19 protein-coding genes are annotated in these 22,709 nt (G+C 68.8%); 5 read left to right on the forward strand and 14 right to left on the reverse strand.

The window, feature by feature from the left end; all coding sequences use genetic code 11:
• Positions 1-93: 93 nt before the first annotated feature.
• From M8R19_RS20060 to M8R19_RS20100, 9 genes are all read right to left on the reverse strand, one after another.
• A complete protein-coding gene (locus M8R19_RS20060; RefSeq protein WP_116424349.1) occupies positions 94-1,581 on the reverse strand; it encodes an APC family permease in 1,488 nt (495 codons plus the stop codon).
• A gap of 350 nt (positions 1,582-1,931) precedes the next feature.
• On the reverse strand, positions 1,932-2,675 hold the full coding sequence (locus tag M8R19_RS20065; RefSeq protein ID WP_009613135.1) for a cache domain-containing protein: 744 nt from the start codon (positions 2,673-2,675) through the stop codon (positions 1,932-1,934).
• 442 nt (positions 2,676-3,117) lie between these two features.
• Positions 3,118-3,867, reverse strand: a complete 750-nt coding sequence (locus tag M8R19_RS20070; RefSeq protein ID WP_249918708.1) for a FadR/GntR family transcriptional regulator — start codon at positions 3,865-3,867, stop codon at positions 3,118-3,120.
• Positions 3,868-4,020: 153 nt separating this feature from the next.
• Complete coding sequence (locus tag M8R19_RS20075; RefSeq protein WP_249918709.1) at positions 4,021-4,713, reverse strand: substrate-binding periplasmic protein; 693 nt, start codon at positions 4,711-4,713, stop codon at positions 4,021-4,023.
• Positions 4,710-6,083 carry a glutamine synthetase family protein gene (locus M8R19_RS20080; protein WP_043318661.1) on the reverse strand — a complete coding sequence of 458 codons (1,374 nt, stop codon included), beginning with the start codon at positions 6,081-6,083 and terminating at the stop codon, positions 4,710-4,712. Before M8R19_RS20080 ends, M8R19_RS20075 begins: the two co-directional genes overlap by 4 nt.
• Before the next feature lie 121 nt (positions 6,084-6,204).
• Positions 6,205-6,927: a type 1 glutamine amidotransferase gene (locus M8R19_RS20085; RefSeq protein WP_249918710.1), complete on the reverse strand. Its 723-nt coding sequence runs from the start codon at positions 6,925-6,927 to the stop codon at positions 6,205-6,207.
• 10 nt (positions 6,928-6,937) lie between these two features.
• The gene (locus M8R19_RS20090) at positions 6,938-7,378 is read right to left on the reverse strand and encodes a flavodoxin domain-containing protein (protein ID WP_249918711.1); all 441 of its coding nucleotides are present in this window, start codon (positions 7,376-7,378) and stop codon (positions 6,938-6,940) included.
• Positions 7,375-8,655, reverse strand: coding sequence for an FAD-dependent oxidoreductase (locus M8R19_RS20095; RefSeq protein ID WP_249918712.1), 1,281 nt, complete (start codon positions 8,653-8,655; stop codon positions 7,375-7,377). Before M8R19_RS20095 ends, M8R19_RS20090 begins: the two co-directional genes overlap by 4 nt.
• Positions 8,652-9,872 carry a cytochrome P450 gene (locus tag M8R19_RS20100; RefSeq protein ID WP_043268890.1) on the reverse strand — a complete coding sequence of 407 codons (1,221 nt, stop codon included), beginning with the start codon at positions 9,870-9,872 and terminating at the stop codon, positions 8,652-8,654. The genes M8R19_RS20095 and M8R19_RS20100 overlap by 4 nt, the downstream gene beginning before the upstream one ends.
• Positions 9,873-10,156: 284 nt before the next feature.
• Between M8R19_RS20100 and M8R19_RS20105 the strand changes: the two genes are divergently transcribed.
• Positions 10,157-10,837, forward strand: a complete 681-nt coding sequence (locus tag M8R19_RS20105) for a type 1 glutamine amidotransferase (RefSeq protein ID WP_249918713.1) — start codon at positions 10,157-10,159, stop codon at positions 10,835-10,837.
• An 830-nt stretch (positions 10,838-11,667) separates the two neighbouring features.
• Here the strand turns inward: M8R19_RS20105 and M8R19_RS20110 are convergent.
• On the reverse strand, positions 11,668-13,161 hold the full coding sequence (locus M8R19_RS20110; RefSeq protein WP_249918714.1) for an aldehyde dehydrogenase: 1,494 nt from the start codon (positions 13,159-13,161) through the stop codon (positions 11,668-11,670).
• Between the two features lie 231 nt (positions 13,162-13,392).
• Between M8R19_RS20110 and M8R19_RS20115 the strand changes: the two genes are divergently transcribed.
• Positions 13,393-14,070 carry a YceH family protein gene (locus M8R19_RS20115; RefSeq protein ID WP_249918715.1) on the forward strand — a complete coding sequence of 226 codons (678 nt, stop codon included), beginning with the start codon at positions 13,393-13,395 and terminating at the stop codon, positions 14,068-14,070.
• Between the two features lie 97 nt (positions 14,071-14,167).
• The gene (locus M8R19_RS20120; protein WP_074981224.1) at positions 14,168-14,467 is read left to right on the forward strand and encodes a hypothetical protein; all 300 of its coding nucleotides are present in this window, start codon (positions 14,168-14,170) and stop codon (positions 14,465-14,467) included.
• 19 nt (positions 14,468-14,486) lie between these two features.
• On the opposite strand, the gene M8R19_RS20125 is transcribed toward M8R19_RS20120, so the two are convergent.
• The 4 genes from M8R19_RS20125 to M8R19_RS20140 all read right to left on the reverse strand — a co-directional run bounded on the left by M8R19_RS20125 (position 14,487) and on the right by M8R19_RS20140 (position 18,371).
• Entirely contained in the window at positions 14,487-16,106 is a 1,620-nt protein-coding gene (locus tag M8R19_RS20125; RefSeq protein ID WP_249918716.1) for an NADP-dependent glyceraldehyde-3-phosphate dehydrogenase, read from the reverse strand.
• A 130-nt stretch (positions 16,107-16,236) separates the two neighbouring features.
• The gene (locus tag M8R19_RS20130; RefSeq protein WP_162839894.1) at positions 16,237-16,386 is read right to left on the reverse strand and encodes a hypothetical protein; all 150 of its coding nucleotides are present in this window, start codon (positions 16,384-16,386) and stop codon (positions 16,237-16,239) included.
• Between the two features lie 36 nt (positions 16,387-16,422).
• Positions 16,423-17,775, reverse strand: coding sequence for a GntP family permease (locus tag M8R19_RS20135; protein ID WP_249918717.1), 1,353 nt, complete (start codon positions 17,773-17,775; stop codon positions 16,423-16,425).
• A 74-nt stretch (positions 17,776-17,849) separates the two neighbouring features.
• Entirely contained in the window at positions 17,850-18,371 is a 522-nt protein-coding gene (locus M8R19_RS20140) for a gluconokinase (protein ID WP_024128099.1), read from the reverse strand.
• A 204-nt stretch (positions 18,372-18,575) separates the two neighbouring features.
• On the opposite strand from M8R19_RS20140, the gene gntR reads away from it, so the two are divergent.
• Both gntR and M8R19_RS20150 read left to right on the forward strand, forming a co-directional pair.
• The gene (gene gntR / locus M8R19_RS20145; protein WP_043318641.1) at positions 18,576-19,610 is read left to right on the forward strand and encodes an HTH-type transcriptional regulator GntR; all 1,035 of its coding nucleotides are present in this window, start codon (positions 18,576-18,578) and stop codon (positions 19,608-19,610) included.
• A 255-nt stretch (positions 19,611-19,865) separates the two neighbouring features.
• The gene (locus tag M8R19_RS20150; protein ID WP_249918718.1) at positions 19,866-22,523 is read left to right on the forward strand and encodes a bifunctional diguanylate cyclase/phosphodiesterase; all 2,658 of its coding nucleotides are present in this window, start codon (positions 19,866-19,868) and stop codon (positions 22,521-22,523) included.
• The last annotated feature ends 186 nt before the right edge of the window (positions 22,524-22,709 follow it).

The raw sequence follows: 22,709 nt of genomic DNA on the forward strand, positions 1-22,709 counted from the left end.
ATCGGGCGGGCTCCGCTCCCTCTCCCCAGCCCTTGACCCCTCTTCAAAAAGAAACGCCCGGCATTCACCGGGCGTTCTTCTTCAGGCCAGGCCTCAATGCCGGGCCAGCTTCCAGGCATCCCCAGCCGGCGCAGTGCCCTTGTCATAGGGCTTGAACACCGTCATGTACACCAGCCCCACGGCGATCACGATGGCGCCCACCAGGATGATCCCGTAGTTGATGTACCAGGGCGCGTCCGGCGTGCGCGGCCAGGACATGTTGATGATCGCCAGCAGGCCGTAGACCTGGGCGGCGATGTTCACCGGCCAGCCCCACTTGCCCAGGGTGAAGGCGCCGCTGGGCTTCCAGCCGCGCAGGCGGGCGAACAGGGCGGCGCCGACGATCATCTGGAAGGCCAGGTAGATGCCGATGGCGGCGAAGCTGACCACGGTGCCGATGGCGTTCTGCAGGTAGAAGCCGATGCACACGATGATCGCCGGGATCACCCCGCACACCACCAGGGCCGCGGTGGGCACGTGGGTGTTGGGCGACAGGCGCTGCAGCAGGCGGCTGCCCATGACCATCTCGTCGCGGGCGTAGGAGTACAGCAGGCGGCTGGCGGCGGCCTGCAGGCTGAGCACGCAGGAGACGAACGACACCAGGATCACCAGCATCACCAGGCGCGCGCCGAGCGGGCCGAAGGCGCCGTCGAAGATGGTGGTCATCGGGTCCTTGTCGGCGCCGGAGATCACCGCGCCGATGTCCGGCACCGCGAGGATCAGCGCCAGGGCGGCGAACATCGAGGCGCCGCCGCCGATCCAGATGGTCATGCGCATGGCCTTGGGAATGCGCCGGCTCGGGTTCGGGGTTTCCTCGGCGACGTCGCCGCAGGCCTCGAAGCCGTAGTAGAGGAACATGCCGGCCAGGGAGGCGGTGAGGAACGCCGGCCAGTAGGCGCCGTCGATGCGGATGTCGAAGGTGTTGAACAGCACCGAGATCGGCTGGTGGCGTTCGAAGATCAGCAGGTAGCCGCCGATGACGATGGCGCCGATCAGCTCGCAGAGGAAGCCGAACATGGCCACCCGCGCCAGCAGCTTGGTGCCGCTGAGGTTGAGCAGCGTGGCGACCAGCGTCAGGCCCAGGCCGATCAGGGTGTTGGTCGCCGGGTCGGCCTCGAAGCCGAGCAGCGTGGCGACGTAGGGGCCGGCGCCCAGGGCCACCGCGGCGATGGTCACGCACAGCGACACCGAGTAGATCCAGCCGACCATCCACGCCCAGCGCTTGCCCACCAGGCGTCGGGCCCAGGGGTACACGCCGCCGGAGATCGGGAACTGCGAAACCACCTCGCAGAAGATCAGGCACACCAGCATCTGCCCCAGGCCCACCAGCAGGTACGACCAGAACATCGGCGGCCCGCCGGCGGCCAGGCACAGGCCGAAGATGCTGTACACGCCGACCACCGGCGACAGGTAGGTGAAGCCCAGGGCGAAGTTCTGCCACAGGCTCATGCTGCGTTCGAAGTTGGAGGAATAGCCCAGCGCGCGGAGCTGTTCCGCATCGCGGTCGACCGGGGCGATGCCGGGTTGGATCGGACTGTTCATCGTTATTGTTCCTGTATGGCTATGCACGTCGGCATTGAACAGATGGATCGGGACTGGGAGCCCGCTGCCCACGGCGTGTGGCGGCAGCGGTGAAAACCGGGGCGGCCGGGCCGGGGTAACAGCGGCGGCCGCCTGCGTGGAGCAAGCACAGCCTATGCCATATTACATATGATTTAAAATGTTTTATTGGGCTCTCTGCGCTGGACGATGGGAAGGCTGGAGTTAGAGCGGCGGGCTCTTGCGCGCAACGGCCCGGGCGACGGGGCCGCCAGGGCCGTTCAGCGCCCCGGCGGGGGACGAAAATAGGGCGGAGTAACGCCGCATTGCTCCCTTCGGGAGCACTGGCGGGCTCAGGCTGCGCGGTGGCGCTTCTCCGGCAGTTGCACCAGGGTCCAGTGGGCGGACTGCTCGGCCAGGTTGGCGCGCTGGCAGCGGGTATCGCTGGCCAGGCCGAGGCTGGCTATCTCGCCGGCGATGAAGTTGGCGGTGTTGGCCGCCACCACCCGGCCCTCGCCACTGAGGATCAGCGCCTCGTGCTCCAGGCGCATGAGCTTGGCGGTGACCACCCGCTCGAAGCGGTTCAGCGCGATGTCCGCGGCGGCCACGCCGAGGAAGCGCCCCTCCAACAGCAGCGGGCGGGAGAAGGTGAGGATGTACATGTCCTGGCCGTAGAGGTCGACGTAGGGACCGACCACGCTGCTGCGCCCGCTGTCGCGCGGGATGGCGAACCAGGGCATGGCGCAGTAGTCGTAGAAGTTCTCGCTGCGCCGGTTGAAGTTCAGGCTCAGCGGCACGGTGCGCCCGCCGGCGCCCAGCTGGCGCCACTCCAGGTACATCTCCTTGTCGCGCAGCACGCCCGGCTGCAGCACCACGCCGCAACCCTGCAGGCAGGCGCCGGGCTGCGTCAGGCAGCCTTCGATCAGCGGCCGCAGGCTGGCCAGGTCGGCGGAATCCACGGGCCTGCCGTCGGCCTCGCGCCAGATGCTGTCGATGGCGTTGGCCAGGGTGTCGATCTGGGCAAAGATGTTACTGATCGACACGTCGATGCGCTGGGCGCACTCGTCCAACGGGGTTTCACACACTGCGCTCGCCATGGCCTGGAGTCTCTTGTTCTAAGGGGAAGCGGACCTCCGGCGGATAAAAATCCTAAATCAGAGGTTTGCAAGGGAAAAACAGGGCAAGGGTTGTGCCAATTGGCTCCGAATCCGCCTGTAGGAGCGCGCCCTGCGCGCGAATCGCGGGCAGGGCCCGCTCCTACAGGTGTACGCAGTCGACTTCCACGTAGGGTGGGTTGAGCTGTGAATGCTGCCTTGGCGATGGGTATCGCTTCGCTCAACACCATCCTACGAAAGACGTCGCCAGCCGATGTGGGAGCAACTGTCTTGCCGATTGCACCGAGGCGCTTTTCGTAGGATGGGTTGAGCCTTGGCGAAACCCATGCGGCCAGGCGATGGGTGTCATATTTGCCGTGGGGGTAGGAGCGGACCTTGTCCGCGATTCGCGCGCAGGGCGCGCTCCTACATGGGGCCGTTCGGCCTAGGGCGCTTCCTGGGCCAGGAGTTCCAGCTTCATGTCGATCAGGCGCTTGATGCCGCGGTTGACGTGGGCCTCGACCAGGGCGCCGGCCAGGTTCGGGTCGCCGGCGACTATCGCCTCGCGGATCGCCGTGTGCTCCTGCTGGATGGTTTCCACGCCGGGCGCGCCGGGCACCGGCAGCCAGAGCAGCTCGCCGATCTCCGCCTGCAGGCGGATTTCCGCGTGGGTGAGGCGCACCGACTGCGAGGCCACGGCGATCTCGATGTGGAAGCGCGCGTCGGCGCGACGGCGTTCGTGGCGGGTACTGGCCTTGCCCAGTGTCTCTATGTACTGCGCCAGGTGCTGGTGGTGCTCGCGGGAGGCGCGGCGGGCGGCCAGGCGTGCGGCGGTGCCGGAAATGGCGATGTGTTCGTCGCAGAGGTCGCGCAGGTCGATGGTGCTCAGCTCGTCGAGGCGGCTCAAGACGATCTCGGCGGGGATTTCCTCGATGGCGCGGATGAAGCTGCCGCCGTTGCGCCCGCGGCGGGTCTCGATGACGCCGCGCTGGCGCAGGTAGGCCAGGGCTTCGCGGAGGGTCACGGTGGCCACGCCGAACTGCATGGCCAGCTCGGTCTCGCTGGGCAGTTGCTGGCCCTCGGCGAACAGGCCGAGGTCGATGGCGTCCATCAGCCGGCGCACGACCTCTTCGGTGCGGCCTTCCTGGCGCAGGCGGATGAAGGGGCCGGGAGCGGTGGGTGAGGATCCATTCATGCTGCGTTGCGGCCGCGGCGGGGGCTGGGCGCCGGAGCCAGAACTCCTGTAAGGGCCGGAGGGGGTGAGGGGCTGGCGCAGTATAACCTCATACTCAGAGTTCAATGTAGAAAGCGGCCGCCCCAAAGGGGCGGCCGATTGCCGCGAGTTGTGTCAGAACGGGTAGGCCAGGCTCGGCATCCACTGTTGCCAGATGCGTTGCAGTTCGCCGTCTGCCTTCAGCGCCGCCAGGGCGCTGTCCACCTCGTCCAGCCACGGCCCCTGGCCGCGCTTCACCGCGATGCCCCAGCGGTTGTGGGTGGGCACGCTGAAGCCGATGGCCAGGTCGGGCTCCTCGGCCAGCGGCACCAGTGCCACGTCGTCGTCCACCAGGGCGTCGATATCGCCCTCGCGCAGGGCCCGGACCATGTCGCCGAGCACATCGTCGGTGTCGCCGCCGAAGGGCACGGTGATGCAGCCTTCGAAGGTTTCCGCCAGGGCCATGTTGAGGCTGTTGGCGATCGCCCCGACGCGCTTGCCGACCAGGTCCGCCGGGCTGCGCACCAGGCTGCCGCGCAGCACCATCACCGCCTCGTCGAACACCGCGTAGGGCGCGGTGAAGTCGGCGAGGGTCAGGCGGTAGTTGGAGATGCCCTGGCCGCACAGCAGGATGTCGGCGTCGCCGGCCTGCAGCGCCGGGTAGAAGTCCGCCCAGTTGCGGTAGACGAACTCCGCTTCGCGGCCCAGGCGCTTGGCCAGGGCGCGGGCGACGTCGGACTCGTAGCCGTGGCGGTAGCCCTCGGCATCCTTGTGGAACAGCGGCGGGGCCGGCAGGTCGGCGCAGAGAACGCGCAATACGCCGCTCATGGCAGGTAGTCCATGTACATCTTGGCTTCCCACTCGGTGACGACGGAGCAGTAGCGCGCCCACTCGTCGGCCTTGAGGTCGCGGTACAGTTCGGCCATCGCCGGTGGCAGCGCGCCGCGCACCACGGCGTCTTCGTCGAAGGCCTGCACGGCTTCGCCGAGGGTCATCGGCATGCGCACGTTCTCGCGGGCGGCGGGGATGCTGTCGCTGTTGTCCGGGGCGCCCGGGTCGGTGCGGTTGGCCAGGCCGTCGCGGATGCCGGCCAGCAGCAGGGTGTGCGACAGGTAGGGGTTCACGCTGGCGTCGGGCAGCTTGTATTCCAGGCGGCCGTTGGCCGACAGGCGCACGGTGCAGGTCTTGTTGTCCATGCCCCAGTTCAGGCGGTTGGGGGCGAACAGGCCGGCGTCCCAGAAGCGCTTGTAGGAGTTCACGGTGGAAGCCATCACCAGCATCGAGCCGGGGGCGTGGGCCAGCAGCCCGCCGAGGGCGTGGCGGCCGGTGTCGGTCAGGTGCAGTTCGCGGCGGCCGGCTTCGGCCAGCACGTTCTGCTCGCCGCGCCAGAGGCTGAAGTTGTGGTGGCAGCCGCTGCCCATGCTGCCGGTGGTGGGCTTGGGCATGAAGCTGGCGCGCACGCCGAACTCGTTGGCCACCTGGCGGCAGATCAGGCGGTAGGTCACCAGGCGGTCGGCGGTGAGGTGGCAGTCGTCGAACATCCAGTTCAGTTCGAGCTGGCCCGGGTCCTCGTAGTCGCCCTCGATCATGTCCAGGCCCATGGCGCCGGCGTACTGCATCACGCGCTGGAAGATCGGCCGCATGGTCTCCAGGTTGCCCAGGTGGTAGGCCGGGCTGGCGCCGGGGCGCACCTTGACCTCCAGCTTGTCGCCGAACCAGGTCATCTCCGGTTCGCAGCCGGTCTTCAGGCTCAGCCCGGTGTCGGCGGTGAAGGCCTTGTGGCTGTCGATCAGCAGGCCGCGGGCGTCGGTGGCCAGCACCTGGCCGGCGACTTCCTGGCGATGGTCGGGCTCGTACAGGCGGCAGAAGAAGCTGCCGATGGACTTGTCCCAGGGCAGCACGTTGAAGCTGCTGACGTCGGGGATGGCGGTGAACTCGGCGGCCTGGGCGCCGCCACCGAGCAGCACGCCGGCGCGGGTGCTCTGTAGGTCGGAGAGCGCGGTGCGGTGGAACTGTACGCCCTTCTCCAGGTTGCGCAGCAGGTGCTTGGCCGGCACCACCTTGGCCAGCACGCGGCCGCTGAGGGTGACCACCTGGTAGTACAGGTATTCCACGCCGGATTCGCGGATGCGCGCGGCGAGGTCCTGGGCGACGGCGGAGCTGGTGTTGTATTCCTTGTGTAGATCGAGCGCTGTCATTTCGGGGTTCTCCTCGGGCAGCGGCAGGCAAGGCACGCTGCGATGGCGGATGAATTTAAATTTACAAACTGTGTTTATATGTTTATGAGCGAAGAACGGAACCTCTCTGCGAAGTGCCGGGCTAGGGGATGAACGGGGAACAGGCCGGGCGGGCGTGTTCGCGGAAGAAGGCGGCGGCCCAGCGGGCGATCTGCCGGTTGTCCGGGCTCAGCCGCCGCAGCGATTCCCAGGCCCGCGCGGTGACGTCCGCCGGCAGCAGGCCGTTGCCGTAGCGGTCGAGCAGGGCGGCCAGGTAGTCCACGCTGAACTCCGGGTGGAACTGCACCGAGCGCGCCGGGAAGGCATACTCCAGCACGCCGTGCGGGCAATGCGCGGAACCGCCGGCCACGCGCGCCTGCGGCGGCAGGCTGCTGACCTGGTCCTGGTGGAACACCAGGGTGGCCGCGTCCTCCAGGCCCTCGGCGTCGTACCGGTAGGCCTGGGCGCCGACGCCCCAGCCGACCTCGGCGCGGGTGGTGCGGCCTTCATAGGCGTCGGCCATGATCTGGTGCCCGAAGCAGATGCCGAACACCGGCCGGCGCAGGCTGCGCAGGCGCCGCAGCAGGGCCGTCAGGTGCAGCATCCAGGGGCTGTGCTCGTAGCAGCTGTGGCGCGAGCCGGTCAGCAGGTAGCCGTCGAAGGCGGTGGCCTCGGGCAGCGGCTCGCCGCGCACCGCCGAGACGTAGGTGAAGTCCGCCTCGGGCAGCGCCGGGGCCAGCCAGCTTTCGATCATCGCCGGGTAGCTGCCGAAGGCCTCCTGCAGTTCCTCGGGGATCAGGCCGTTCTCGATGATGCACAGGCGCATGGCGTTCTCCTCAGATCTGCCCGAGCAGGCCCTTGGCCCAGGCCAGCGCCGCGTCGCCGGGCAGTTCGCCGCTGGAGGCGTCGTGCTGGCCGTGCTCGCCGACCTGCTGCGCGCCCAGTTCCAGCAGGGCATCGGCGATGATCCGGCTGCCGCGGTTGAAGGTCTCGTAGAAGCTGTCGCCCAGGCCGAAGGTGGCGAAGCGCAGGCCGGCCAGGTCCGGGCGCTGGCCTTGCAGCGCGGCGTGGAACGGCTGGGCGCTGTTGGGCAGTTCGCCGTCGCCGTAGGTGGAGCAGACGATGACGTGGAAGTCCTGCGGGTTCAGCGTGGCCGGGTCGAAGGCGGCCATGTCGCGGACCTGGGTGGGGTAGTCGGCGCCCATAGCATCGGCGAGGTCGTCGGCGACCATCTCGGCGTTGCCGGTCTCGGTGCCGAAGAGGATGAGGATGTTCATGCGGGGTTCTCCTGGGGGCTGCGGGCGATGGCGAGCATGCCGGCGCGGTCGGTGATCTTGCGGCGCGCGCGGCCGGGGGCGGCGGCCCGGGTTTCGGCGTGGTCGATGCGCTGCCACTGCGGGTAACCGACGGCACGTTCGCGCAGCCCGGCGGGCAGGGCGGCGAGGCCGGGGCGGCCGTTGCGCGGCGCGGCCTGCTGGTCGGCGACCATCGCTTCGGCGACCAGGCGGGCGTCCTGGCGGTTTTCCGGGATGGTCCCGCGCGGGCCGCGGCGCAGCCAGCCGACGCAGTACAGGCCATCGTCCAGGCGGCCCCGTTCGAGGTCGGCGCTGGCGCCTTGCAGGGCGTCGCGTTGCAGCAGGCCGTCGGCCGCCTGCTCGAAGCCGATGGCGCTGACCAGGCTGTCCACCTCCAGGCGCAGTTCGCGGCCGTCGGCGTGGCGCAGTTCCAGGGCTTCGACGCTTGCGGCGCCGTGAATGGCCTGGGGTGTCCAGCCGAAGCGGAACACCAGTTCGCGGCCCGCTGCCGGCTGCTCCTGCGCGGCCAGCGCGCGCAGTACGTCCAGGCGCGCCTGCTCGGCGGCGTTGGCATAGGGGGCGTCTGCCGGCGGCAGGTCCTCGATGCGGATGCGCACCCCGGCCAGCTTGCCCAGTTCGCGCAGCATCACCGGGTCGAAGCGGGCCTGGGTGGCGGGCGAGCGGCCGAGGATGTCGATGCGCTCCACGCCTTCGGCCAGCAGCGCCTGCAGCGGCGCCTCGGCGATGTCGGAGCCGGCGAAGTCCTCGGCCGACTTGGCCAGCAGGCGCAGCACGTCGATGGCCACGTTGCCGTTGCCGACGATGGCCACGCGGCGGCCGAACGCCGGGGCGAAGCCCTGTTCGTCCGGGTGGCCGTTTAACAGCCGGGTGACGCGGCCGGAGCCGTAGACGCCGGGCAGCTCGTCGCCGGGGATGCCCAGGCGGCGGTCGCCATACAGGCCGGTGGCGAGCACCACCAGGTCGAAGGCCTCGCGCAATTGCTCCAGGGGCAGGTCGCGGCCGATCTCCAGGTTGCCGAGGAATGCCACGCCCTCGCGCTCGAACAGCCGCTCGAACTGCCGGCACACCGCCTTGGTGCCCTGGTGGTCCGGCGCCACGCCGTAGCGCACCAGGCCGAAGGGCGCGGGCAGGCGTTCGAGCAGCACGATCTGCGCGTCCGCCCAGTGCTTGCGCAGGGCCTGGGCCAGGTAGCAGGCCGAGGGCCCGCTGCCGACGATGGCTATGCTGGGGGCGTTCATTTCGCCGGCACCGCGTCGAAGCGGATCGGCAGGCGGGTGGCGCCGGTGTTGCCGCTGTCCGGCAGCCATTCGGCCTCGCCGTTGGGCGCCGGGTGCTTCAGGTGCTGGGCGAGCAGGGCCAGGGCCGCGGTCATGTCGCCGCGGGCGATGAAGTGGCCGATGCAGTGGTGCGCGCCGGCGCCGAAGCCGAAGTGCGGCAGGCGCTTGGCGGTGATGTCGAAGCTGGCGTCCTCGAAGGCGTGCGGGTCGCTGCCGGCGGCCTGGCTGAACAGGTGCACGGTGGTGCCTTTGGCGATGTGCAGACCCTGGTATTCGAAGTCTTCCAGCGCCTCGCGGGTGACCCAGGTGACGGTCGGGCGCACGCGCATCACTTCTTCCACGGCGGCGCGGGCCAGTTCCGCGTCGTTGCCCAGCAGCTCCCATTGCGCGGGGTGCTGGAGGAAGGTGTCCATGGCCAGGCTGAGCTGGTTGCGGGTGGTGTCGATGCCGCCGAAGATCGCCAGGACGATCATGTCGTACAGCTCCTGGTCGCTGAGGGCGTTCTTGTCCTCTTCGTTGGCGCGCACCAGGCTGCTGAGGAAGTCCTCGCCCAGGCCGTTGCGCTTGAGCGCTTCCACCGCCTGGCGGGCGTAGCCGAACAGCTTGTCGGTGGCGGCGTTGATGCGCGCCTCGTCGCGCTTGAAGGTCACGCCCAGGGCCAGGCCCATCTCCACCGCCAGGTCGGCCAGGCCCTTCCACTCGCTGATCGGCAGGCCGAGCAGCAGGCAGATCACCTGGGTGGCGTAGGGTTCGGCGAACTCGCTGACGAACTCGCACTCGCCGCGGCCTTCGAACTGCGCGATCAGGTCGCCGGCCAGGCGCTGGAAGTCCGGCATCATCTGCTTCACCAGCTTGGGCGCGAAGGCCGGGTTGGCCAGGCGGCGCAAGCGCGAATGGTCGGCGCCTTCCTTGCTCAGCAGCATGCGCATCCACCAGTCGGCGAAGCTGCCGCTGGCGTTGTTGTGCGCGGGCCAGGCGTAGCTGCCCTGGCGCAGGCGCTGGTCGCGCAGCAGCTTGTTCACCTCGTCGTAGCGCAGCACGGCGATGCCATAGGGCGTGCGGGCGAACCAGCTTTGCGCGCGGGCATCCATCACCGCCTGGGAGCGGATGGAGAAGCTCGGATCGCTGACATCCAGGTAGGGCGCGTCATCGAGGCGGGTAGGGGCGCTGGTGGTCATTCGGACACCTCCGTTCTGGCGCTTGCCGCCAGTGGGCGGTGCGCTGTTGTTGTGATGGGCGATGCCGGGCGGCGCCGCCATCCGCCGTCGGTGGACGGCGGGGGATGGATTTGAATTTAAAATATGGTTTCATAGTTTTCAACAGGCTTTTTTCGCCTTTCCGGTGCCTTTTGGGTGGGGTTTGGTTGCTCGTGAAAGCGAGGGTCCAGGTTTCATGCGGGTTTCAGCGCAGCGGATGAGGCAAATAAAAAATCTGTTTTAAAATCTTTTAAGGAGAAAGCGCCATGAAACCATCCCGTGCCATCGCCGTGCTGCACGACGCCGCCGACGTCGCCGGCTGCCTGCCGGAGCTGTTCGCCGAGCAGGGCATCGATCTGGAGCTGCGCTGCGTAGAGCAAGGACTGCCACCGCCGGAGAGCCTGGAACTGCTGCTGGTGCTGGGCAGCCCCGAGTCGGCCTACGACCACCGCGTACCCTGGCTGGGCGGCGAACTGGCCTGGCTGAAGGCCGTGCAGGCGCGCGGCGTGCCGACCTGGGGCATCTGCTTCGGCAGCCAACTGCTGGCCCGCGCCCTGGGCGGCGAGGTGTACCGCAACCGCCAGGCCGAGATCGGCTGGACGCCCATCGACACCCCGCAGGCGGACTGGGCCTTCCGCGGCCCCTGGCTGAACTTCCACTTCGACGCCTTCACCCCGCCGCCGGGTGCCACCCTGTTGGGTGCAACTGAGTTGGCGGCCCAGGCCTATAGCCATGGGCGCAGCCTGGGCGTGCAGTTCCACCCGGAGATCGACACAGCGATGTTCGATACCTGGATCGCCTATTGGCGGCGCAGCGAGGAGGGGCGGCGCTTTATGGCCGAGGCGGGGGACCTGCCGGAGCGGATTCGTGCGGAGATTGCCGAGCGGGAGGGGGTGAACAAGGGGAATTGCCGGGGGTTGCTGGGGGATTTTCTGGGGCGGTTGTGATTGGGGGCTTGTTGCTTGTCGTAGGAGCGAGCTTGCTCGCGAACGGAGTCTGCCGGCGGCTGTGGTGTGTGGGGTTGGTTCCGTTCCCTCTCCCTAACCCTCTCCCTGAAGGGAGAGGGGACCGTTCGGTGTGCTTGGCTGTTCTGGCGTTAGCCGGCTACTCCGGAGGTGCCGGCGTGAGCCACATTCCACCTTGGCACGGACGGCTCCCTCTCCCTCCGGGAGAGGGCTGGGGTGAGGGTAACGGACTTCGACGACGCTCCAGAGCACGGCCGGGCTCCGCTCCCTCACCCTAACCCTCTCCCAGAGGGAGAGGGGACCGTTCGGTGCGTTTGGTTGTGCTGGCGTTAGCCGGCTGCTCCGGAGGTACCGGCATGAGCCACATTCCCCCTTGACACGGACAGCCCCCTCTCCCTCTGGGAGAGGGCTGGGGTGAGGGTGACGGACTTCGACGACGCTCCGGAGCACGGCTGGGCTCCGCCCCCTCACCCTAACCCTCTCCCAGAGGGAGAGGGGACCGTTCGGTGCGCTTGGCTGTTCTGGCGTTAGCCGGCTACCCCGGAGGTCCCAGCGTAAACCATGTTCCCCGGCGGCACGGACAGCCCCCTCTCCCTTCAGGGAGAGGGTTGGGGAGAGGGCGCGGAGCCCCACACACCACAGTCACCGGCAGACTCCGTTCGCGAGCAAGCGCGCTCCTACGAAAAGCGCCGTGTCGTCAGCCCCGTAGGATGGGTGGAGCGAAGCGATACCCATCACCACCACCGCATGGGTTTCGCACAAGCTCAACCCATCCTACGAAAGGCGCCTCACCGCAGCCGGCAAGCGCCGCCTCAGAGCTTGATCCAGGTCGCCTTCAACTCGGTGTACTTGTCGAACGCATGCAGCGACTTGTCCCGGCCATTGCCCGACTGCTTGAAGCCTCCGAAGGGCGCGGTCATGTCGCCGCCGTCGTACTGGTTCACCCACACGCTGCCGGCGCGCAGGGCGCGGGCGGTCTGGTGGGCCTTGGTGATGTCGCGGGTCCAGACTGCGGCGCCCAGGCCGTACTGGGTGTCGTTGGCGATGCGGATGGCTTCCTCGGCGCCTTCGAACTCGATCACCGACAGCACCGGGCCGAAGATTTCCTCGCGGGCGATCTTCATGGCGTTGCTCACGCCGTCGAACAGCGTCGGCTCCACGTAGGTGCCGCCGGTTTCCTCCAGCACCTGGCGGCCGCCGGTCATCAGTTGGGCGCCCTCGGCCTTGCCGGCTTCGATGTAGCCCAGCACCTGCTCCAGCTGGCGGCCGTCCACCAGGGCGCCGACGTTGGTTTCCGGATCCAGCGGGTGGCCGGCTTTCCAGCCTTTCAGGGCTTCCACCACCATGGGCACGAACTGCGCCTTGATGGACTTTTCCACCAGCAGGCGCGAGCCAGCAGTGCAGACCTCACCCTGGTTGAAAGCGATGGCGGCGGCCGCGGACTCCGCGGCGGCCTGCAGGTCCGGAGCGTCGCCGAAGACGATGTTCGGGCTCTTGCCGCCGGCCTCCAGCCACACGCGCTTCATGTTCGATTCGCCGGCGTAGACCAGCAGTTGCTTGGCGATTTTGGTCGAGCCGGTGAACACCACGGTGTCCACGTCCATGTGCAGCGCCAGGGCCTTGCCCACGGTGTGGCCGTAGCCCGGCAGCACGTTGAGCACGCCCTTGGGTAGGCCGGCGTCCAGCGCCAGCTGGGCGATGCGGATGGCGGTCAGCGGCGATCGCTCGGACGGCTTGAGGATCACCGAGTTGCCGGTGGCCAGGGCCGGGCCGAGTTTCCAGCTGGCCATCATCAGCGGGAAGTTCCACGGCACGATGGCGGCGACCACGCCCACCGCTTCGCGGGTGACCAGGCCGAGCTGGTCGCGCGGGGTGGCGGCCACTTCGTCGTAGACCTTGTCGATGGCCTCGCCGCTCCAGCGGAGGCTGTCCACCGCGCCGGGCAGGTCGACGTTCAGCGAATCGCCGATGGGCTTGCCCATGTCCAGGGTTTCCAGCAGCGCCAGCTCCTCGGCGTGCTCCTCCAGCAGCTCGGCGAAGCGCACCAGCACGGCCTTGCGGGCGGCCGGCGCCTGCTGCGACCAGGTGCCCGCCTCGAAGGCGGCGCGGGCGCTCTGCACGGCGCGCTCGGCATCGGCGGCGTCGCAGCTGGCGACCTTGGCCAGCAGGCGCCCGTCCACCGGGCTGATGCAGTCGAAGGTGGCGCCGTCGGCGGCGTCGCGGTACTGGCCGTCGATGAAGGCGCGGCCTTCGATGCGCAGTTGGCTGGCGCGGGCTTCCCAGTCGGCTCGGGTCGCTTGGGTCATGGTGGGGTCGCTCCTGATCGTTGTTGTGGTGTGAGTGGCCGCCGGGTAGGCGAGCCGAATAATACATGTGAGACCATATCTTAAGCCCTCGCCAGTGCCAATAGTCGCCTGCGAAGCGTTATCGGTCAGCCGCCTGCAGGCCGACCCGGCATGAGGCGCGACGCCATGGAGGGTGCCAAAGCCGACGGACGCGGCTAGGCTAAGGGCCTCGACGCGACCTCTGGAAACAACATGAACGAAGAATCCACAAGCCTGCCCGAGCGTGAACCCCTCAGCGCGGTGGACATCCGTGTGCTCGGCAGCCTGATCGAGAAGCAGCTGACCACCCCGGAAACCTATCCGCTGACGCTCAACGCCCTGGTCACCGCCTGCAACCAGAAGACCAGCCGCGAGCCGGTGATGGACCTCAACCCCGGTCAGGTCGGCCAGGCCCTGCGCAAGCTGGAGGGCCTGGAGATGGTGCGCCTGGTGATGGGCAGCCGCGCCGACCGCTGGGAGCAGCGCCTGGACAAGGCGCTGGAGCTGGTCAAGCCGCAGTGGGTGCTGCTCGGCCTGCTGTTCCTGCGCGGCCCGCAGACGCTCAACGAGCTGCTCACCCGCAGCATGCGCATGCACGATTTCGACGACACCGAGGAAGTCCGCCACCAGCTGGAACGCCTGGCCGCCCGCGGCTTCGCCATGCAGCTGGAACGCCAGAGCGGCCAGCGCGAGGACCGCTACATGCATCTGCTGGGCAGCGCCGCCGACCGCGAGGCGGCCATCGCCGCCAGCGGCCGTGGCGCCCCGGCGCCGCGCGGCGAGCACAGCGTGCAGGACGAGGCGCGCATCCTCGAACTGGAGGCCCGCGTGGCCGCCCTGGAGGAACGCCTGGCGCGCCTGGAACAGGACCGCGACAACGGTCTGGACTGAAACCAACGATGGCCATGGAAACGGCCGGATAAGCATTCTTTAAGAATTCGTCCGCATAGTGCCAGGACCGTTTTCATGGCTGCACAGGGGAGCTTCCATGGGGCCCAGACTTTCGCAGGCGCTGCTGGTGTCGGTGCTGTGCCAACTGTCCGAAAGCCAGCCGCGCTCGCTCGCCGAGTTGAGCGGGCAGCGCGAGAACAACCTGCTGGCGATCCGCGAGCTGTTCCGCCAGGGGCGCATCACCGGCGTGCTGCGTGACGACCCCTTCGGCGCCGAGGACGCGCAGGGCCCGCTGCTCTGCGATGCCGAGCGGCTGCGCCTGCGCCGCCCCTACGCGCTGCAGGTGGAGGAGCTGAACGAGCAGGCGCCGCCGACCGAGACACTGATCCGTATCTAGGGCGGCGCCTGCGCAGGCTTCAGAAGATGTAGTCGGTAGTCAGGAAGTTCGACTCGCGGCCCTGGATGATCTCGCTGATCAGCGCCTTGTTGGCGGCATTGAAGCGCGTCGCCACCAGGGTGCGGATGGAGAAGGTGCGCAGCGCGTCGTGCACCGACAGGGTGCCCTCGGCGGAGTTCTTGCGGCCGTTGAACGGGTAGCTGTCCGGGCCGCGCTGGCACTGGGCGTTGATATTGATGCGGCCGACCTGGTTGGCGAAGGCGTCCACCAGCCGGCCGACCTGCTCGGGGTCGCTGCCGAACAGGCTCAGCTGCTGGCCGTAGTCGGACTGCAGCACGTAGTCGATCACCTCTTCCAGCTCGCGGTACGGCACCACCGGCACCAGCGGGCCGAACTGCTCCTCGTGGTACAGGCGCATCCGCGCCGTCACCGGGCTGAGCAGCGCCGGGTAGAAGAAGCTCGCGCGCGACTGGCCGCCGCCGGCGTTGATCACCTTGGCGCCTTTTTCCAGGGCGTCTGCCAGCAGGCCGTTGAGGTAGTCCACCTTGCCCGGCTCGGGCAGCGGCGTCAGCGCCACGCCCGGCTCCCAGGGCATGCCCGGCTTGAGCTGGGCCAGGCGCGCGCTGAACTTGTCGAGGAAGCCCTGCAGCACGCTTTCGTGGACGAACAGGATCTTCAGCGCGGTGCAGCGCTGGCCGTTGAACGACAGCGCGCCGGTGATGGCTTCCTCCACGGCGTTGTCCAGGTCCACATGCGGCAGGACGATGCCGGGGTTCTTCGCGTCCAGGCCCAGGGCCGCGCGCAGGCGGTGCGGGCGCGGGTGCAGGCGCTTGAGGTCGGCCGCGCCCTTGTGGGTGCCGATGAAGGCGAACACGTCGACCTTGCCGCTGGCCATCAGCGCCGAGACGGTCTCGCGGCCGCGGCCGTAGATGATGTTGATGACGCCCGGCGGGAAGCTGTCGCGGAAGGCCTCCAGCAGCGGGCGCATCAGCAGCACGCCGAACTTGGCCGGCTTGAAGACCACGGTGTTGCCCATGATCAGTGCCGGGATCAGCGTGGTGAAGGTCTCGTTCAGCGGGTAGTTGTACGGGCCCATGCACAGCGCCACGCCCAGCGGCACGCGGCGGATCTGGCCGAGGGTGCCCTGTTCCAGCTCGAAGCGGCTGGAGCGGCGGTCCAGCTCCTTGAGCGCTTCGATGGTGTCGACGATGTAGTCGCAGGTGCGGTCGAATTCCTTCTCCGAATCCTTGAGGTTCTTGCCGATCTCCCACATCAGCAGGCGCACCACCGCCTCGCGCTGCTCGCGCATGCGCGCCAGGAAGGTCTCCACGTGCTGGATGCGCTCGGCCACCCGCAGGTTGGGCCACAGGCCCTGGCCGTTGTCGTAGGCGGCCACGGCGGCGTCGAGGGCGGCCAGCGCGGCGTCGGCGTCCAGCAGCGGGGTGCTGCCGAGGATCACCTGGCGTTCGCCCTCGGCGGTCTTCAGGAAGATCGGGCTGCGCACCGGCGCCAGCGGGCCGTCCCAGCGGCGCAGTTGGCCGTTGACCAGGTAGTCGCGTTGCTCGACCGGGGCGTCGGGGCGCCAGGCCTCGGGGATGTCGTCGATGGCGGGGAACAGGGTGTCGAGGTTGTGGCTCATGGTTCCTCCCTCAGGAACGGGCGCCGCTGGGGCAGAAGGGAAGGGCGCCCGGAATGTTGTTTTTAGCCTGGATCGGCCTGAAGGTGAATCGTTTCAGCTTGCGTTCGTCGGAAAGCCCGGCATGGGGCTTTCAGCGGGCGCGGCCGGACGGCCGGGGCGCGGCTGGCGCCCGGGCCTCGCCGAGCAACTCCTGCTGCTCGGCATAGCGCTCGCGCACGTCGAAGTCGCGCGGCCAGTCGTTGGCGGGGGAAGGCTTGGGGTCGCGGGCTTGGGTGGACATCGGCGGTACTCCTTTCACGGGGGAAGCCGGCGGTCCTCAGACCACCAGCGAAAGCAGCAGGATGAACACCAGGCCGACCACGGAGAGGAGTGTCTCCATGGCCGTCCAGGTCTTGAAGGTCTCGGCGACGCTCATGTTGAAGTACTGCTTGACCAGCCAGAACCCGGCGTCGTTGACGTGGGAGAGGATCAGCGAGCCGGCGCCGGTGGCCAGCACCAGCAGCTCGCGGTTGACCCCCGGGATCATGCCCACCACCGGCACCACGATGCCGGCGCCGGTGATGGTGGCGACCGTGGCCGAGCCGGTGGCGACGCGGATCACCGCCGCCACCAGCCAGGCCAGCAGGATCGGCGAGATCTGCGCGTGCACGGCCAGGTGGCCGATCACGTCGCCCACGCCGCTGGCCACCAGCATCTGCTTGAAGCCGCCGCCGGCGCCGATGATCATCACGATGGCCGCGGTGGGCGCCAGGCTCTGGTCGAGCAGCTTGAGAATCTGCTGCGAGCCGAAGCCGCGGGCGTAGCCGAAGGTGTACAGGGCCAGCAGCAGCGCCAGCAGCAGGGCGGTGATCGGGTGGCCGATCATGTCCATCCAGGCGCGGAAGGCGTGGCCGTCGGGCAGCAGCACGTCGGCGAAGGTCTTCAGCAGCATCAGGAACACCGGCAGCAGCACGGTCAGCAGGGTGATGCCGAAGCTGGGCAGGTTGCTGGTTTCCGGCTCATGGGCGATCTGCGCCACCAGCTCCTCGGAGGGGCTGCCGGGGATCACCCGGGCGATCCAGGCGCCGAACAGCGGGCCGGCGATGGCCGCGGTGGGCAGCGCGACGATCAGGCCGTAGAGGATGGTCTTGCCGATGTCGGCGCCGAACACGCCGATGGCCAGCAGCGGGCCCGGGTGCGGCGGCACCAGGCCGTGCACCGCGGAAAGCCCGGCCAGCAGCGGGATGCCGATCTTGATCAGCGACACGCCGCTGCGCCGCGCGACGATGAACACCAGCGGAATCAGCAGGATGAAGCCGATCTCGAAGAACAACGGGATGCCCACCAGGAAGGCCGCCAGCATCATCGCCCAGTGCACCTTGCGCTCGCCGAAGGCGTCGATCAGGGTGCGGGCGATCTGATCGGCGCCGCCGGACTCGGCCATCATCTTGCCGAGCATGGTGCCCAGGGCGAGGATCACCCCGACGAAGCCGAGCACCCCGCCGAAGCCGTCCTGGAAGGCCTTGACGATCTGCGCCACGGGCATGCCCGAGGTCAGGCCGAGGAAGCCGGCGGCGATGATCAGGGCGAGGAAGGGGTGGATCTTGAAGCGGGTGATCAGCACGATCAGGCCGATGATGGTGACCAGCGCATCCAGCAGCAGGTAGGTGTCGTGGGACAGACCGAACATGGCGGGGCTCCCTTGTCGTTGTTTTTACGGGCGTTTTGGGATAGCGCTGTCTTCAGCGCGCGGCAAAAAACGGTTCAGGCCGGCTCGTGGGCGCGCCACCAGGCCAGGGCCTGCTCGACGATGATTTCCACCGGCAGGGTGGCATCGACGGCGAGGGTCAGCGGTTCGTCGTGGGGCGGTTCCAGGGCGGCGAACTGGCTGTCCACCAGGGTCGCCGGCATGAAGTGCCCGGGGCGCTCGGCGACGCGGCGCGCGGCTTCCTCGCGGGGCAGTTCGAGGAACACCACGCCCAGGCCCGGCACGGCCTCGCGCAGGCGTTCGCGGTAGGCCAGCTTGAGCGCCGAGCAGGTCAGTACCGGGCGCTGGCCGGCGGCCACGGCCTGGCGCAGCAGCTCGGCCAGGGTGGCCAGCCAGCCGGCGCGGTCGTCGTCGGTCAGGGGAATGCCGGCGCTCATCTTGCGGATGTTCTCGGCCGGGTGGAAGGTGTCGCCTTCGATCTCGTGGGCGCCGCTGGCGCGGCACAGCGCCTGGCTGACGCTGGTCTTCCCGCAACCGGAGACACCCATGATCAGCAGGGCGTGGATGGGGGGGAGCATATCGCACCTCGGTGGGGAGACAGCGCTGTCTTTAAAAGTCGAAGCCAAAAGCATGGGGCTGCCTCCGCTTTCTTGTCATTCTAGTGCTTGCGTATGGTGTCCGCGGTTTTTCCGCCACAGCGCGATCCGGGGCTTTCAGGCAATTGCCGGGTTCGCGAGACAGCGCTACCTTAGTGCCTCGATTTTCGTTTGGCAAGCCAGCCGATGTCCTCACAGAAGAAGAACGACAAGCACTCCCGCGCCAGCGGCCGCCCCACCCTGAACGAAGTGGCGCAGCGCGCCGGCGTCAGCCCCATCACCGCCTCCCGCGCCCTGCGCGGCGTCAGCAGCGTCGCCGAGGCGCTGGTGCTGAAGGTCCGCGAGGCCGCCGCCGAGCTGGGCTACGTGGCCAACCCCGCGGCGCGGGCGCTGGCCTCGGCGCAGAGCCACAGCGTGGTGGTGCTGGTGCCGTCGCTGTCCAACCAGCTGTTCGTCGACACCCTGGAGGCCATCCACGGCGTGCTGCGGCCCCAGGGCCTGGAAGTGCTGATCGGCAACTTCCACTACTCGCGCGACGAAGAGGAGGACCTGATCCGCAACTACCTGGCCTACCAGCCCCGCGGCCTGCTGCTCACCGGCTTCGAGCGCACCGAGAGCGCGCGACGGATGGTCGAGGCCAGCGGCGTGCCCTGCGTCTACATGATGGACCTGGACCACAGCCCCGGTCTGCACTGCGTGGGCTTCTCGCAGATCGCCGCGGGCATGGCCGCCGCCGAGCACCTGCTGGCCGGCGGGCGCAAGCGCCTGGCCTATGTCGGCGCGCAGCTGGACCAGCGCACCCTGCTGCGCGGCGAGGGCTTCCGCCGCGCCCTGCAGAAGGCCGGCTGCTACGACCCGGCGCTGGAGATGCTGACGCCGCGGCCGTCCTCGGTGGGCCTGGGCGGCGAGCTGTTCCGCCAGCTACTGGCCGCGCGGCCGGACGTGGAAGGCATCTTCTTCGGCAACGACGACCTGGCCCAAGGCGCGCTGCTGGAGGCGCTGCGCCAGGGCATCGAAGTGCCGCGGCAGGTCGCCGTGGTCGGCTTCAACGACCTGCCCAGCTCGGCCTACATGGTGCCGCGCCTGTCCAGCATCCGTACCCCGCGCGAGGCCATCGGCCGCCGCGCCGCCGAGACGCTGCTGGCGCTGATCGCCGGGCGGCCGATCGCCGAGCCGGTGCAGGACCTGGGCTTCGAACTGATGGTGCGCGAGAGCAGTTGAAACATGCACAGGGTATTTCTGCCGATCTCGCTGTGTCCGCTGCCGCCGCGCTTCATTTCCCGGGCCTTGCGGTCGCCCTGTTTCACGGCCGGCGGGGCGCGTTGCAGAGCGCCCCGCCCATCGTTCGACGGCCGGTACTGGGGAATGCCGTCGGTCTGCCGATAGGCATCAGGTACCCGCCCGGAGGTTGATCGGATGATGGCTAAGTGACATAACCGGGTTCGACACTCTCGCTGCAGTCACAGACGGATCTACATGACCAGCAATTTCGATGTCTTCACCCACGCCCGGGGAGGCTCGCGCCGGCAGCGCATCGGCGTGCTCTTCTATGCCGGCGTGCTGCTGGTCCTCACCCTGCTGGTCGGGCTGAGCGGCTGGAGCGTGTACCGCGACTACCGCAGCAGCACCGACCAGGTGCGGCAGAACCTCTCGGCGCTGGCCCGCTCGCTGGAGGGCTACATCAGCGCGCTGCTGTTGCAGAGCTACGGCAGCATCTACGCGGTGTCGGAAGACCTGCAGGGCCTGGCCGAGGTCGCCGACGCCGGCCAGGTGCGCGAGAAGCTGGTGCAGGCGATGCGCTACGATCCGGTGTCGACCTACCTGTTCGTGCTCCGCGACGGCCACCTCTACGCCGTGGACGGCCACGGCCAGCCGGCCGAGGAGCACCTGCGCCCGCTGCTCGCCCTGGGCGACCTGCCGGCCAGCGAGCGCCCGGCCTTCGGCCACACGCTGCGCGGCCCCAACGGCGCCTTCCTGCTGCCGATGTACGTCGGCCAGCGCGGCGCCGACGGCCGCACCCAGCGCGTCGGCGCGCTGATCGACACCGACCGCGTCGGCGACCTGCTGCGCCGCCTGGGCCTGGCCGAGCACATGAACGCCGGCATGTTCGACAACTTCGGCACCGTGCTCTACCGCACCCCCGACACCCTGAACTCCGTCGGCCGCCGCCTGCCGGAGTGGTCGCCGCTGTTCCCGCGCCTGGGCCGCTCGGACTTCGCCCTGGTCGAGGGCCGCAGCATCAGCGGCGAGCCGTCGCTGTTCGCCGACGCGCCCTCGGCGAGCTTCCCGATCCACGCGGTGGTCGGCCAGGCCTCGGCCAGCTACCTGCTGCCCTGGCTCAAGCGCGCCGGCTTCAGCGCGGTGCTGCTGGCCATCTGCGCCCTGGCCCTGGGCCTTTCCGCCTGGCAGCTGCGCCGGCTGATCGGCGAGATCAGCCAGAACGGCCGCTTCTACCGCCAGCTGTTCACCAACATCAACGACGGCGTGCTGCTGATCGGCGTGGACGGCCGGGTGCGCGCCACTAACGAACGCGCCGCGAGCATGTTCGGCGTCGACTCGCCGGAGCGCCTGATCGGCCTGCTGCCCTCGGAGCTGTCGCCGGAGTGCCAGCCTGACGGGCGCCTGTCGCTGGTGGCCAGCCGCGCCAACCTGGAAGGGCTGCTCAGCGGCGAGCTGCGCGAGGTGGACAGCGAGTGGCAGTTCCTGCGCCGCGACACCCGCCTGCCGTTCGACTGCGAGGCCCACGTCACGCGCTTCAGCTGGCAGCAGAACGCGCTGTTGCTGGTGGTGCTGCACGACATCACCGAACGCAAGCGCTACCTCGCCGAGCAGGAATACCTGGCCAACCACGACTCGCTCACCGGCCTGCCCAACCGCTACTGGCTGGGCCGCCACATCGAGCAGCGCATCGCCCGCGGCGGCGAGCGCTTCGCCGTCCTGCTGCTGGACATGAACCGCTTCAAAGAAGTCAACGACACCCTCGGCCACCAGCACGGCGACAGCGTGCTGCAGCAGGTGGGCGCGCGCCTGGGCGCCTGGCTGCGCACCCAGGAGGCTGGCATCGCCCGCCTGGGCGGCGACGAGATGGCGGTGATCACCCGCGAGCTGGACGACGAGCGCGGCGTGCCCGGGCTGTGCCAGGGCATCGCCCGGGTGCTGCGCCAGCCGCTGTCCGCCGGCGGCATCCAGCTGGAGTTGTCGGCCAGCATCGGCGTGGCTCTCTACCCGGACCACGGCGACACCCCCGGCGACCTGCTGCGCTGCGCCGACATCGCCATGTACCAGGCCAAGCACGGGCGCCGCGACTTCCTGCTCTACCAGCGCTGCGACGACACCTACACCCCCGAGCGCCTGGCCCTGCACACCTGGCTGGGGCGGGCCATCCGCGAGGGCGGGTTGCAGCTACACTACCAGCCCAAGGTGAGCCTGGCCGATGGCCAGGTGATCGGCTTCGAGGCCCTGCTGCGCTGGGAGCACCCCGAGCGCGGCATGATCCCGCCCGGCGAATTCATCCCCATGGCCGAGTCCACCGAGCTGATCCACCCGCTCACCCGCTGGGTGCTGGACGAGGCCCTGCGCCAGCTGCGCGCCTGGAGCGAGCACGGCCTGGAAACCTGCATGGCGGTGAACATCAGCGCCAACAACCTGCGCAACCCGCACTTCGTCAGCGAACTGCAGGGCCTGCTGGCCCGCCACGGCATCGCCGGCTCCCTGGTCGAGCTGGAAGTCACCGAAGGCACCCTGCTGGAAGACCCGGAGATGGCCCTGCGCAGCCTGCAGGCGATCCGCGACCTGGGGGTGACGCTGTCGATCGACGACTTCGGCACCGGCTACTCCTCCCTGGCCTACCTCAAGCGCCTGCCGGTGCAGGTGCTGAAGATCGACCGCACCTTCGTTTCCGGCATGGCCGACAACTTCTCCGACGCCATGATCGTGCAGTCGACCATCGCCCTCGGGCACAACTTCGGCATGCAGGTGGTGGCCGAAGGCGTGGAGGACGCGGCCACGGCCACCGCCCTGGCGCGGCTGGGCTGCGACATCGCCCAGGGCTACCACTTCGGCCGCCCGATGGGCGCCGCCCAGGTGATGGACTGGCGCCTGCAGCGCCAGCTGGAAGCCCTCGGCCTGAGCTGAGGCGCGCCGCGTGGCGCGCGGACAAGGTCTGACAATTGTTACGTATTTGTTAAAAGACCTTTGTCCATATCCGGATTCAAATAGCGCTTCGATCCGGCATCATGTCCCCACTCCGCCAGGGGAATAGAGCGGGGCGCGGAAGTACTTCCACTACAGAAACTTACGTTCGCTCGACCATGACTGTTA

Origin of the sequence: Pseudomonas sp. R3.Fl, assembly GCF_023516765.1 — a bacterium.
Classification (GTDB): Bacteria; Pseudomonadota; Gammaproteobacteria; order Pseudomonadales; family Pseudomonadaceae; genus Pseudomonas; species Pseudomonas citronellolis.